The sequence below is a fragment of the Pseudomonas sp. HMSC076A11 genome (genome assembly GCF_001810205.1).
Classification (GTDB): domain Bacteria; phylum Pseudomonadota; class Gammaproteobacteria; order Pseudomonadales; family Pseudomonadaceae; genus Pseudomonas; species Pseudomonas aeruginosa.
Window position 1 is genome coordinate 271,697 of sequence record NZ_KV800319.1, and the last position, 12,403, is coordinate 284,099.

General features: G+C 65.3%; 12 protein-coding genes. 10 read left to right on the forward strand and 2 right to left on the reverse strand.

What is annotated here, in order from left to right:
- Positions 1–18: 18 nt before the first annotated feature.
- The 7 genes from hisS to HMPREF2716_RS25745 all read left to right on the forward strand — a co-directional run bounded on the left by hisS (position 19) and on the right by HMPREF2716_RS25745 (position 7,641).
- Positions 19–1,308, forward strand: a complete 1,290-nt coding sequence (gene hisS, locus HMPREF2716_RS25715; RefSeq protein ID WP_003092797.1) for a histidine--tRNA ligase — start codon at positions 19–21, stop codon at positions 1,306–1,308.
- Between the two features lie 26 nt (positions 1,309–1,334).
- Positions 1,335–1,979: a YfgM family protein gene (locus HMPREF2716_RS25720; RefSeq protein WP_003137855.1), complete on the forward strand. Its 645-nt coding sequence runs from the start codon at positions 1,335–1,337 to the stop codon at positions 1,977–1,979.
- Position 1,980: 1 nt separating this feature from the next.
- Complete coding sequence (gene bamB, locus HMPREF2716_RS25725) at positions 1,981–3,123, forward strand: outer membrane protein assembly factor BamB (RefSeq protein ID WP_083318199.1); 1,143 nt, start codon at positions 1,981–1,983, stop codon at positions 3,121–3,123.
- Between the two features lie 77 nt (positions 3,124–3,200).
- Positions 3,201–4,682: a ribosome biogenesis GTPase Der gene (gene der, locus HMPREF2716_RS25730; protein WP_003092786.1), complete on the forward strand. Its 1,482-nt coding sequence runs from the start codon at positions 3,201–3,203 to the stop codon at positions 4,680–4,682.
- A gap of 307 nt (positions 4,683–4,989) precedes the next feature.
- Positions 4,990–6,138 carry a pyridoxal phosphate-dependent aminotransferase gene (locus HMPREF2716_RS25735; protein WP_003106648.1) on the forward strand — a complete coding sequence of 383 codons (1,149 nt, stop codon included), beginning with the start codon at positions 4,990–4,992 and terminating at the stop codon, positions 6,136–6,138.
- Positions 6,126–6,920: an amidohydrolase gene (locus HMPREF2716_RS25740; RefSeq protein WP_023083324.1), complete on the forward strand. Its 795-nt coding sequence runs from the start codon at positions 6,126–6,128 to the stop codon at positions 6,918–6,920. The genes HMPREF2716_RS25735 and HMPREF2716_RS25740 overlap by 13 nt, the downstream gene beginning before the upstream one ends.
- 133 nt (positions 6,921–7,053) lie before the next feature.
- Positions 7,054–7,641 (forward strand): YidB family protein, encoded by a 588-nt coding sequence (locus HMPREF2716_RS25745; RefSeq protein WP_023517953.1) that lies wholly within the window; start codon positions 7,054–7,056, stop codon positions 7,639–7,641.
- Between the two features lie 87 nt (positions 7,642–7,728).
- Here HMPREF2716_RS25745 and HMPREF2716_RS25750 read toward each other — a convergent pair whose 3' ends face one another.
- Complete coding sequence (locus HMPREF2716_RS25750) at positions 7,729–8,679, reverse strand: aldo/keto reductase (RefSeq protein ID WP_003109786.1); 951 nt, start codon at positions 8,677–8,679, stop codon at positions 7,729–7,731.
- Between the two features lie 180 nt (positions 8,680–8,859).
- On the opposite strand from HMPREF2716_RS25750, the gene HMPREF2716_RS25755 reads away from it, so the two are divergent.
- Both HMPREF2716_RS25755 and HMPREF2716_RS25760 read left to right on the forward strand, forming a co-directional pair.
- On the forward strand, positions 8,860–9,315 hold the full coding sequence (locus HMPREF2716_RS25755; protein WP_023125371.1) for a hypothetical protein: 456 nt from the start codon (positions 8,860–8,862) through the stop codon (positions 9,313–9,315).
- A gap of 53 nt (positions 9,316–9,368) precedes the next feature.
- On the forward strand, positions 9,369–9,701 hold the full coding sequence (locus HMPREF2716_RS25760; protein WP_003092770.1) for a DUF5629 family protein: 333 nt from the start codon (positions 9,369–9,371) through the stop codon (positions 9,699–9,701).
- Positions 9,702–9,769: 68 nt separating this feature from the next.
- On the opposite strand, the gene leuA is transcribed toward HMPREF2716_RS25760, so the two are convergent.
- Positions 9,770–11,440 carry a 2-isopropylmalate synthase gene (leuA, locus tag HMPREF2716_RS25765; RefSeq protein ID WP_023517952.1) on the reverse strand — a complete coding sequence of 557 codons (1,671 nt, stop codon included), beginning with the start codon at positions 11,438–11,440 and terminating at the stop codon, positions 9,770–9,772.
- Between the two features lie 479 nt (positions 11,441–11,919).
- On the opposite strand from leuA, the gene HMPREF2716_RS25770 reads away from it, so the two are divergent.
- On the forward strand, positions 11,920–12,381 hold the full coding sequence (locus HMPREF2716_RS25770; protein ID WP_003092760.1) for a DUF2946 domain-containing protein: 462 nt from the start codon (positions 11,920–11,922) through the stop codon (positions 12,379–12,381).
- Positions 12,382–12,403 lie beyond the last annotated feature (22 nt).

Genomic DNA, 12,403 nt, shown 5'->3' on the forward strand with positions numbered 1-12,403 from the left:
CCCGTTTAAGGACCCTACGTGAGCAAGTCCCTGCAAGCCATTCGTGGCATGAACGACATCCTGCCGGAACAGACTCCGGCCTGGCGCTATCTGGAACGCACCTTCGCCGGCCTGCTGGACGGTTACGGCTACAGCGAGATCCGCCTGCCCATCCTCGAGTTCACCGAACTCTTCGCCCGCGGCATCGGCGAAGGCACCGATGTGGTCGACAAGGAGATGTACACCTTCCTCGACCGCAACGGCGAATCCCTGACCATGCGTCCGGAAGGTACCGCCGGTTGCGTGCGCGCCGTGCTGGAGCACGGCCTGAGCGGCGGTGGCCAGGTGCAGAAGCTCTGGTACACCGGGCCGATGTTCCGTTACGAGAAACCGCAGAAAGGTCGCTACCGGCAGTTCCACCAGATCGGCGTGGAAGTCTTCAACCTGCCCGGTCCGGACATCGACGCCGAGTTGATCATCCTCACCTGGCGCCTGTGGCAGAAGCTCGGCATGGCCGACGCGGTGACCCTGCAGCTCAACACCCTCGGCTCCAGCGAGGCCCGCGCACGCTATCGCGAGGCCCTGGTGGCCTATCTGCAGGAGCGCTTCGAGCAACTCGACGAAGACAGCCAGCGGCGCATGACCACCAATCCGCTGCGAATCCTCGACAGCAAGGTGGAGAGCACCCAGGCGTTGCTGGTCGGCGCGCCGACCCTGCACGACTATCTCGACGAAGAATCGATCGCCCACTTCGAGGGTCTCAAGGCCCGCCTGGATGCTGTCGGACTGCGCTATGAAATCAACCAGAAGCTGGTGCGCGGCCTGGACTATTACTGCCGCACGGCTTTCGAGTGGGTCACCGACAAGCTTGGCGCCCAGGGCACCGTTTGCGGCGGTGGCCGCTACGACGGGCTGGTCAGCCAGTTCGGCGGCAAGCCGACCCCGGGTGTCGGTTTCGCCATGGGCGTGGAACGCCTGGTGCTGCTGCTGGAGACCTTGGGTGTGATCCCCGCCGAACTGAACCGTCCGGCCGACCTCTACGTCTGCGCCTTCGGCGAACCGGCCGAGCTGGCCGCCCTGACCCTGGCCGAACAATTGCGCAGCGCCATTCCCGGCATACGCCTGCTGGTCAACGCCGGCGCCGGCAGCTTCAAGAGCCAGTTCAAGAAGGCCGACAAGAGCGGCGCGCGCTTTGCCCTGATCCTCGGGGAGGACGAGGTGGCCAATCGCGTGGTAGGTTTCAAGCCCCTGCGTGACGAGGGCGAGCAACAAAGCATTGCCTGGGATGCTCTGCCCGAGCACCTGGCAGCCTGTCTGGCACAGGCTTGAGAACATAAAGAATAGGAGTGATTGGGGTGACATCGCGTACCGAAGACGAAGACCTGGCGCAGATCAAGGACTGGTGGCAGCGCAACGGCAAGCCCCTGGTCACCGGCGGCATCCTCGCGCTGGCAGTGGTATTCGGCTGGCAGGCCTGGCAGAAGTACCAGACCAACCAGGCGCAGGGCGCCTCGATCGTCTACCAGCAACTGATCGAAACCGCGCTGAATCCGGCCGGCCAGCCGGATCCAGCGAAGGTGGCGGAGCTGGCCGGCAAGCTGAAGAGCGAGTTCGGCGGCACCCATTATGCCCAGTACGGCAGCCTGTTCGTGGCCAAGGTCGCGGTCGACAGCGGCAAGCTGGATGACGCCGTTGCCGAGCTGAAGGCGGTCATGGACAAGCCGGCCGACGCCACCCTCGGCGAACTGGCGCGGCAGCGCCTGGCCCGGGTCCTGGCGGCCCAGGGCAAGGTCGAGGAAGGCCTGAAGCTGCTCGATGGCGATGCCGACAAGGCCTACGTCTCTACCCGCGAGGAGCTCAAGGGCGACCTGCTGGTGCAGCTCAAGCGCACCGACGAGGCCCGCGCGGCCTACGAGAAAGCCAAGCAGTCGCTGCCCGAAGACGGTGCCGGCGATGCCCTGCAGATCAAGCTCGACGACCTGTCCAAGGGAGAGGCCTGAGATGGTGCAATGGAAACACGCGGCGCTGCTCGCCCTGGCCCTGGCGGTCGTGGGTTGCAGCAGCAACAGCAAGAAGGAACCCCCACCCGCCGAACTGACCGACTTCAAAGAGGAAGTCGTGTTGAGCAAGCAGTGGAGCCGCTCGGTCGGTGATGGCCAGGGCGACCTGTACAACCTGCTCGAACCGGCCGTCGATGGTTCCACCATCTACGCCGCGTCCGCCGAAGGGCGGGTGATGGCGATCCAGCGCGAGACCGGCGACGTGCTCTGGAAGAAGGACCTGGAACGTCCGGTTTCCGGCGGTGTCGGCGTTGGCTACGGCCTGGTGCTGGTGGGTACCCTGCGCGGTGACGTGATCGCCCTCGACGAAGCCACCGGCAAGAAGAAGTGGACCAAGCGAGTCAACAGCGAAGTGCTGTCGGCGCCGGCCACCAACGGCGACGTGGTGGTGGTGCAGACCCAGGACGACAAGCTGATCGGCCTCGATGCGGCCAGCGGCGACCAGCGCTGGATCTACGAAAGCACCGTGCCGGTGCTGACCCTGCGCGGCACCGGCGCGCCGCTGATCGCCGGCAACATGGCCCTGGCTGGCCTGGCCAGCGGCAAGGTGGTGGCGGTCGACGTACAGCGCGGCCTGCCGATCTGGGAGCAGCGGGTAGCGATTCCCCAGGGGCGTTCCGAACTGGATCGCGTGGTGGACATCGACGGCGGCCTCCTGCTGTCCGGCGACACCCTCTACGTGGTCAGCTACCAGGGCCGTGCCGCGGCGCTGGACGTGAACAGCGGCCGCCTGCTCTGGCAGCGCGAAGCGTCGAGCTACGTCGGCGTCGCCGAAGGCTTCGGCAATATCTACGTCAGCCAGGCCAGCGGTTCGGTGGAAGGCCTGGATTCGCGCGGCGCCTCTTCGCTGTGGAACAACGACGCCCTGGCGCGTCGCCAACTGTCGGCTCCGGCGGTGTTCTCCAGCAACGTGGTGGTCGGCGACCTGGAAGGCTACGTGCACCTGCTGAGCCAGGTGGACGGTCGCTTCGTCGGTCGCGAGCGGGTCGACAGCGATGGCGTGCGGGTTCGTCCGCTGGTGGTCGGGAGCTGGATGTACGTGTTCGGCAACGGTGGCAAGCTCGTCGCCTACACCATCCGCTAGACTGGGTTTCAAGTGTCCGGCCGCTGCCGTCCGACGTCAGCGGCCTTTGTGTTTTCTGAATTCTCGTGGAGAGCCGCATGGTTCCCGTTATTGCCCTGGTGGGTCGCCCGAACGTCGGCAAGTCCACTCTGTTCAACCGCCTGACCAAGTCGCGCGACGCCATCGTGGCGGAGTACGCAGGCCTGACCCGCGATCGCCAGTACGGCGAGGCGCGCTGGCAGGGCCGCACCTATATCGTCATCGATACCGGAGGCATCTCCGGCGATGAGGAAGGCATCGATGCGAAAATGGCCGAGCAATCGTTGCAGGCCATCGAGGAGGCGGATGCCGTCCTGTTCCTGGTCGATTCGCGCGCCGGCATGACCGCCGCCGACCAGATGATCGCGGAGCACCTGCGCAAGCGGAACAAGCGCAGCTTCCTGATCGCCAACAAGGTCGACACCATCGATCCCGATCTCGCTCGTGCCGAGTTCAGCCCGCTGGGCCTGGGCGATGCGCTGCCGATCGCCGCCGCCCACGGTCGCGGCATCAACCATATGCTGCAGGAAGCCCTGGGGATCTTCCCCAAGGACAACGCGGAGGAAGAAGGTGAGGGCGAGCCGGCGAGCGAAGAGGTCGCCGAAGGCGAGGAACCGACCCGGATTCCCGGTCCCAGCGAGAAGGACGGGATCAAGATCGCCATCATCGGCCGGCCCAACGTGGGCAAGTCGACCCTGGTCAACCGCATGCTCGGCGAAGAGCGGGTGATCGTCTACGACCAGGCCGGCACCACCCGCGACAGCATCTACATCCCGTTCGAGCGCAACGAGGAGAAGTACACCCTGATCGACACCGCTGGCGTGCGGCGTCGCGGCAAGATCTTCGAGGCGGTGGAAAAGTTCTCGGTGGTGAAGACCCTCCAGGCGATCCAGGACGCCAACGTGGTGATCTTCGTCATGGACGCCCGCGAAGGGGTGGTCGAGCACGACCTCAACCTGCTCGGCTTCGTCCTCGAGACCGGCCGTGCCCTGGTCATCGCCCTGAACAAGTGGGATGGCATGGAGGCGGCCGAGCGTGACTACGTGAAGACCGAACTGGAGCGGCGCCTGCTGTTCGTCGACTTCGCCGACATCCATTTCATTTCGGCCCTGCATGGCACCGGCGTCGGCCATCTCTACAAGTCGGTCCAGGAGTCCTTCCGTTCGGCGGTGACCCGCTGGCCGACCAGCCGCCTGACCAGCATCCTCGAGGACGCCGTGCAGGTGCACCAGCCGCCGATGGTCAACGGTCGCCGGATCAAGCTGCGCTACGCCCACCTGGGCGGCGCCAATCCGCCGCTGATCGTGATCCACGGCAACCAGGTGGACGCGGTGCCGAAGGCCTATACCCGCTACCTGGAGAAGACCTACCGGCGGGTATTGAAGCTGGTCGGTACGCCGATCCGCATCGAGTACAAGGGCGGCGAGAACCCCTACGAGGGCAAGAAGAACTCGCTCACCGCGCGCCAGGTCAACAAGAAGCGCCGGCTGATGTCGCACCACAAGAAAGCCGAGAAGAAGAAGAAGGACAAGCGCCGCTGAGGGTGGCGTTTCCTTCGTCGAAAGGCCCGGCAGGGATCCCTGTCGGGCCTTTTTCATTGGCCGCGGCTGTAGCCCGCGGGACGAACCAGGCCGCCGGCGTTGACCGCCGATTCCCTGTCGTGGCGACGAATGATCGCGAGGTGGTTATTCGTCCTGCGCCATCGCCTGGCGCATATTCCCCTCTGACCTGAAGCGGTCACGGTTTTTTCTAAGGCGTGCCCCTGCAGCGTCGCTCCCGGATCGGCTATCCTGCCCTGCCACCCGTCTGGCCGGGCTGTCGTCCGGCGAGTCTCTGCAGGAAGTCCCGATGATTCAGAGCAAGCTGCCGAATGTCGGCACCACCATCTTCACCCGCATGTCGCAACTGGCCGCCGAGTGTGGCGCGATCAACCTCTCCCAGGGCTTTCCCGATTTCGACGGCCCGCCGGAGTTGCGCGAGGCGGTAGGCAGGCATATCGCCGCCGGGCACAACCAGTACGCGCCGATGACCGGCTTGCCGGCCCTGCGCGAGCAGGTGGCGAAGAAGATCGAGCAGTTCTATGGACGCCGGGTGAGCGCCGACAGCGAGGTGACCATCACGCCGGGGGCGACCGAGGCGATCTTCAGCGCGATCCAGGCGCTGGTCCATCCGGGCGACGAAGTGGTGGTGCTCGACCCGTCCTACGACAGCTACGAACCCTCCGTGCAACTCGCCGGCGGGCGTTGCGTGCACGTGCCGCTGGCGCTGCCGGACTTCTCCATCGACTGGCAGCGCATGGCCGAGGCCATCGGGCCGCGTACCCGGCTGGTCATCATCAATACCCCGCACAACCCCAGCGGCGCGCTGATCAGCCGCGAGGAACTGGACCGCCTGGCCGCGCTGATCCGCGACCGGGATATCTATCTGATCAGCGACGAGGTCTACGAGCACCTGGTGTTCGACGGTGTCGCCCATACCAGCGTGCTGTCCCACGACGAGTTGTATCCGCGTTCCTTCGTGGTCAGTTCGTTCGGCAAGACCTACCACGTCACCGGCTGGAAGACCGGCTACGTGGTCGCGCCGCCGGCGCTCAGCGCGGAGCTGCGCAAGGTTCACCAGTACGTCAACTTCTGTGGCGTCACGCCGCTGCAATGGGCATTGGCGGACTACATGGCCGGCCATCCGGAGCACTTGCGGCAATTGCCCGGCTTCTACCAGGCCAAGCGCGACCTGTTCTGCGACCTGCTGCTGGACTCTCGCTTCCGTTTCACCCGTGCGCCGGGCACCTACTTCCAGTGCGTGGACTATTCGGCCATCCGTCCGGACCTGGACGACGTGGCCATGGCCGAGTGGCTGACCCGCGAACACGGAGTGGCGGCGATCCCGGTTTCGGTGTTTTATGAAAAGGCGCCGGACGCCATGCGGCTGGTCCGGTTCTGTTACGCCAAACGCGAGGAGACGCTGCGTCAGGCAGCGGAAAAGCTATGCGCGATCTGACGGTTCTGCCGGACCTGGACATCGCCCTGGTCCAATCCTCCCTGGTCTGGCACGACGCCCAGGCCAACCGCGAGCATTTCGCCGCCCTGCTGGAGAGTGCCGCCGGCGCCGATCTGGTGGTCCTCCCGGAGATGTTCACCACGGGTTTCAGCATGGCTTCGGCCGAGCAGGCCGAGCCCGAACTGGGGCCGACCCATGCCTGGCTGCTGGAGCAGGCCCGGCGCCTTGGCGCGGTGGTCACCGGCAGCCTGATCGTCCAGCTCGCCGACGGCAGCCATCGCAACCGCCTGCTCTGGGCGCGTCCGGACGGCGAGATGCTGCACTACGACAAGCGCCATCTGTTCCGCATGGCCGGCGAACACGAGCACTACAGTCCCGGCGAACGCCAGGAACTGTTCGAACTCAAGGGCTGGCGGGTGCGCCCGTTGATCTGCTACGACCTGCGTTTCCCGGTGTGGAGCCGCGACCCGCACGACACCGACCTGTTGCTCTACACCGCCAACTGGCCCGCGCCTCGTCGACAGCACTGGAACCGCCTGCTGCCGGCGCGGGCGATCGAGAACCTTTGCTACGTGGTGGCGGTGAACCGTATCGGCGAAGACGGCAACGCCTTGCGCTACGCTGGGGATAGCCAGGTCCTGGACTTCCAGGGCGACAGCCTGTTCAACGCGGTGGACGCCGACGGCGTGTTCCGCGTCCGGCTGGACGCGGCGGCACTGGCGGCCTATCGCCAGCGTTTCCCGGCCTACATGGACGCGGATCGCTTCGAAATCCATCCTTGAGTGCCGGAACGTCCGCTTCCGGTCGATGTCCGAGGCCATGATCCGGCGCTGCGCATGATGGCGCAGTGCCGGGAATGGAGTTACCCGTATCCCGCGGCGCCGCGCCGTGGGCATCAGATCAGGAGGAAGACCAATGGGACTGCTCGATTCGATTCTCGGTTCGGCGCTGGGTGGCTCTGAAGGACAGGGAGGTGCTCGCGATCCGAAAGTGGCCCTGTTGATCGGGCTGGTGACCATGCTGATGTCGCGCCAGGGCGGTGCGGCACAGGGCGGTGGCGATGGCGGTGGTCTGCTCGGTTCGCTGGGCAGCATCCTTGGTGGTGCCGGCGGCGGGGCCGCGAGCGGTGGGCTGGGTGGCGTCCTCGGCGATCTGCTCGGTGGCGCCGCGGGCGGTGCCGGGCAGGCGGCGCCGGGCGTGGAGGCCGGCTCCCTGGGCGGACTCGGCGGGTTGTTCCAGATGCTCCAGAACGCAGGCCTGGGCGATGCCCTGAATTCCTGGATCGGCGGTGGGCCGAACCAGTTGGTGTCGGCGGCGGACATTTCCCGGGTCTTCGGCGACGGTCAATTGCAGCAACTGGCGGACTCCGCCGGAGTCAGCCAGGGCGAGGCGGCCGAACACCTGAGCAGCCTGCTGCCGGAACTGGTCAACAAGCTGACGCCGGACGGCCAGGCGCCGCAGGGCGACCTGGACATCGGTTCGCTGCTGGCGCGCTTCAGCTAAGGCTTTCCCGTCGATGCGGAGCGGATAGCCGCGATACGGTTATCCGCTCCACTCAACGGGGCGAGGCCGCCCTCGACGGCAGGTCGGTCAATAGGCGCTGGCGCTGTCCAGGCGGTGGATCGCCTGTTCGTCGAGCTTCAGGTGGGTGGCGGCGATCAGGTCGTCGAGCTGTTCCAGGCTGGTGGCGCTGGCGATCGGCGCGGTCACCGTCGGGCGAGCGATGAGCCAGGCCAGGGCGACCTGGGTCGGGTTGGCGTTGTACTGCTCGGCCACTTCGTCGAGCGCCGCGAGGATGGCCACGCCGCGCTCGTTGAGATAACCCTTCACCTTCTCCCCCCGGGCTCGCCCGGCGGTGTCGGCCTGGCTGCGGTACTTGCCGCTGAGGAAGCCGCTGGCCAGCGAGTAGTAGCTGATCACCCCGATACCGAGTTCTTCCACCGTCGGCTCCAGGTTGGTCTCGTAGTCGGCGCGATCGTACAGGTTGTATTCGGGTTGCAGGCTCTGGTAGCTCGGCAGGTGGAGCCGGGCGCTGACCTGGCGCGCCTCGAGAAGGCGCCGGGCGTCGTAGTTGGAGGCGCCGATGACCCGTACCTTGCCTTTCTTGATCAGTTCGCCATAGGTGGAAAGGGTTTCCTCCAGGTCGGTGTGGGGATCGTCGGTGTGCGACTGGTAGAGGTCCAGGTAGTCGGTCTGCAGGCGTCGTAGCGAGCGCTCCAGGGCCTGCTCGATATAGGCGGCGGAGAGACCTTTGTGGCCATTGCCCATGTCCATCCCGACCTTGCTGGCGATCACCATGCGGTCGCGTTTGCCGGTGCGTTTCAGCCACTTGCCGATGAGGGTTTCCGACTCGCCGCCCTGGTGCCCGGGAACCCAGCGCGAATAGACGTCGGCGGTGTCGATGCAGTTCAGGCCGGCGTCGAGCAGGGCGTCCAGCAGCCTGAAGGAGGTGCTTTCGTCGGCAGTCCAGCCGAAGACGTTGCCGCCGAATACCAGTGCCGGTATCTCCAGGCCGGAGTTGCCGAGTTTGCGTGTGGTCATGCGTCATCCCTCCTGAGTGCGGTCCTGTGTGGGCGCTTTCGTTCGCACGTCTTGCTGTGACTCCCGGCGGGCGCGGAATGTTCAGCCGGCGCGCGGCGTCCTATAGACTCTGCCGGTTGCCGGGATTTTCCAATGCCGGCCCTGGTAAAGCTTCAGTAAAGATCCGCAGGGAGCACACGCATGAACAGCGACACCGAGAATCCGTTCCGCCCGCCGGAGGCCCGCCTGGACGAGCCTGACGCCACCCATGGCGAGCCGCTGTACAGGCTTTCCGCGATCGGTCTGGGTACCTTCATCGGCACGCCCCTGGCCGGCGCCTTCCTCGCGGCGGTGAATCTCCGTCGCCTGGGACGGGCGCAGGAAGTCGGGAAAACCTGGCTGGTCGGACTCGGCCTGTTTGTCCTGCTGCCGGTCCTGGGCGCGATACTGCCGGAGAACATCCCCTCGATCGGCTTCACGGTGGCGCAGATATTCGGCATGGTCTACTACGCCAAATCAGCCTTCGGTCCGGCCCTGGACAGCCACAAGGCAGCGGGCGGAGCGTTCATTTCCAACTGGAGGGCGGCGGGGATCGGCCTGCTGTTCATGCTGGCGGTCCTGTCGGTAGCGATTCCGGTGGTGATGCTGGTGGTGTGAGGGGCAGCCCGCGCTTTGCCTTATCATGGGTTCTTTATCCGCGATGACTGGCCATGACTACACAACGCTACCTGCTCGATGAACTGGAAACCGCCGACATGCTCGAGATCGACGGTCTGCACGCCTGGCGCTTCGAACTCAACGAGAACCTGCTGGACCAGGCGGACCTGGCGGCGGAAGCCGACCAGCCGTTCGCCAGCGAAGACTGGGTGCTGGCGGTGGAAAGCCTGGATGGACGCACCCGTCGCGAGTGGCGTTTTTCCTACAACGCGGTGATGGAAGCCGAGCCCCAGGCCGATGGCGAGTCCTGGCGCCTGACCACAGGGGAGGGGGCGTACCAGCTCCGTTGCCTGGGAGCGGTCAGCGCCAGCGGCGAGGATGAGTGAAGCGACTCAGCTGAAAGATCCCATGAAAAAAGGGAGCCGCCTGGCTCCCTTTTTCCCTTCCGTGCCGGTCAGGCCGCCTTGGCCTCGGCCTGGGTCACCGCGCGGTTCAGCGCGCTGAACAGGGCGCGGAAGCTGGCGGTGGTGATGTTCTCGTCGATGCCGATGCCGTGCAGCGGGCGCTGGCCCTCCAGGCGGATCTCGATATAGGCCGCGGCCTTGGCATTGGCGCCGGCGCCGATGGCGTGCTCATGGTAGTCCATGATTTCCGCCTTGACCGGCAGGGCGGCCACCAAGGCTTCCAGCGGTCCCTTGCCGATCCCGCGCCAGTGCTGCTTCTCGCCGTCGAAGGAGACTTCCAGGTCGACGGCGCTGGTGCCGTTCTCTTCCTGCAGGCGATGGCTGGCGAGGGCGTAGGGCGAGGTCGCCTTGAGGTATTCGTTTTCCAGCAGCGAGTAGATCTGTTGTGCGGTCATTTCCAGGCCGAGACGGTCGGTCTCGCCTTGCACTACCTGGCTGAACTCGATCTGCATGCGCCGCGGCAGGCTGATGCCGTACTCCTGTTCGAGCAGGAAGGTGATGCCGCCCTTGCCGGACTGGCTGTTGACCCGGATCACCGCTTCGTAGTCGCGGCCGATGTCGGCCGGATCGATCGGCAGGTACGGCACTTCCCAGATCGCGTCTTCCTTCTGCTGGGCGAAGCCCTTGCGAATGGCATCCTGGTGCGAGCCGGAGAAAGCGGTATGGACCAGGTCGCCGACATATGGATGGCGCGGGTGGACCGGCAACTGGTTGCACTCTTCGACCACCTTGCGCACCGCGTCGATGTCGGAGAAGTCCAGTTGCGGATGCAGGCCCTGGGTGTACATGTTCAAGGCCAGGGTCACCAGGTCGACGTTGCCGGTGCGCTCGCCGTTGCCGAACAGGCAACCTTCGACGCGGTCGGCGCCGGCCATCAGGCCCAGCTCGGTGGCGGCCACGCCGGTGCCACGGTCGTTGTGGGTGTGCAGGCTGATGATCACGCTGTCACGCTTGTCGACGTGGCGGCCGAACCATTCGATCTGGTCGGCGTAGACGTTCGGCGTGGCGCACTCCACGGTGGCCGGCAGGTTGAGGATGATCTTGTTGTCCGGGGTCGGTTGCCAGACGTCGATCACCGCGTTGCAGACCTCCACCGAGAACTCCAGCTCGGTAGAGCTGAAGATTTCCGGCGAGTACTGGAACGACCACTGGGTATCCGGTTGCTCGGCGGCCAGCTTCTTGATCAGTTTCGCGGCGTTGGTGGCGATGTCCACGACGCCCTGCTTGTCCTGGTTGAAGACGATGCGGCGGAACGACGGGGCGGTGGCGTTGTAGACGTGGACGATGGCCTTCTTCGCCCCGCGCAGGGATTCGAAGGTGCGGGTGATCAGGTCTTCGCGGGCCTGGGTCAGCACCTGGATGGTGACGTCGTCCGGGATGTGGTTGCCTTCGATCAACTCGCGGACGAAGTTGAAGTCGGTATCGGAAGCCGACGGGAAGGCCACTTCGATCTGCTTCAGGCCGACCTGCACCAGAGTCTTGAAGAATCGCATCTTCTTCGCCGCGTCCATCGGTTCGATCAGCGACTGGTTGCCGTCGCGCAGGTCGGAACTGCACCAGATCGGCACCTCGGTGATGGTCTTCGACGGCCAGGTGCGGTCGGGCAGATTGATGGCCGGGAATGGGCGGTATTTCTGCGAAGGGTCTTTCAACATGCTCATGGGGCTAATCCTTTGGAGTCGGTTCCTGGGCCGGCGGGGCCAGGCGAACGCAGTGACGAGATGAAGAGAAGCGTCGCTCAGCCACGCAGTCGCGGGCTGACCAGGCACAGGCAGGCGTGTTGGCGGAGCAGGATGAGGGTGTGTGGTGTTTTCATGCGTACCACACTAGTGAGACTGCATTTGAATGGCAAGCATTAAAGGAAAATTAGTAGAATTTCCCATTTGTGCGGCTTTTGTGGGTTTTTATTCTTTCCCGGCGGTGAAAGCTTGTCCTCGATTGCGCCGCCGGCACGCTCTCCGCAACGGAAAATTCTGCGGCCCCATGCCGCAGAAGAGCCAGCCGCCCTTGTGCGATCATTTCGTTCCCCGTGCCTGGGGCGTATAACGACAGGCGCATTCTTCTTTTCGGCATGACCCGGCGCGAGCGGCCATCCGGCCCGCTACGCGGTGGTCTTCATTCAAGACGGCGGGAGTCGCAGGTGGCGACCACTCTGAAACGACAAGGCATCGGTGCATGGCTGGCTCTGTTCGCCATGCTGATGATCTTCGTCGGGCCGCTGATCTCCCAGTCGATGCCGATGGACCACCCGATGCCGATGGGCGTGGGGATGGGCCACGAAGGCATGTCCCACGAGAACATGGACCATGGCGACATGGCCCATGCCGGCTGTTCCGATGCCCAGCGCTCCGTCGTCCATGCCGGCATGCCGGGGATGGGCGGCGAGGAAGGCAATCGCCTGGCCAGCGACGTGCTCTGGGAGAAGTGCGGTTATTGCAGCCTGTTGTTCCACAGCCCGCCGCTCACCGAAGACGCCTGCCTGGCGCTGTTCTCCGTTCCCTTCGCGACGGCGCCCGCCGTCGCTTTCCTGAACGAGGCGTTCGTCGCCTCGCCGGTGTTTCCCGGCGCCCGTACCCGTGCGCCGCCGTTCCTGATCGCCTGACCTCTTTCAATCCGATAGCCGC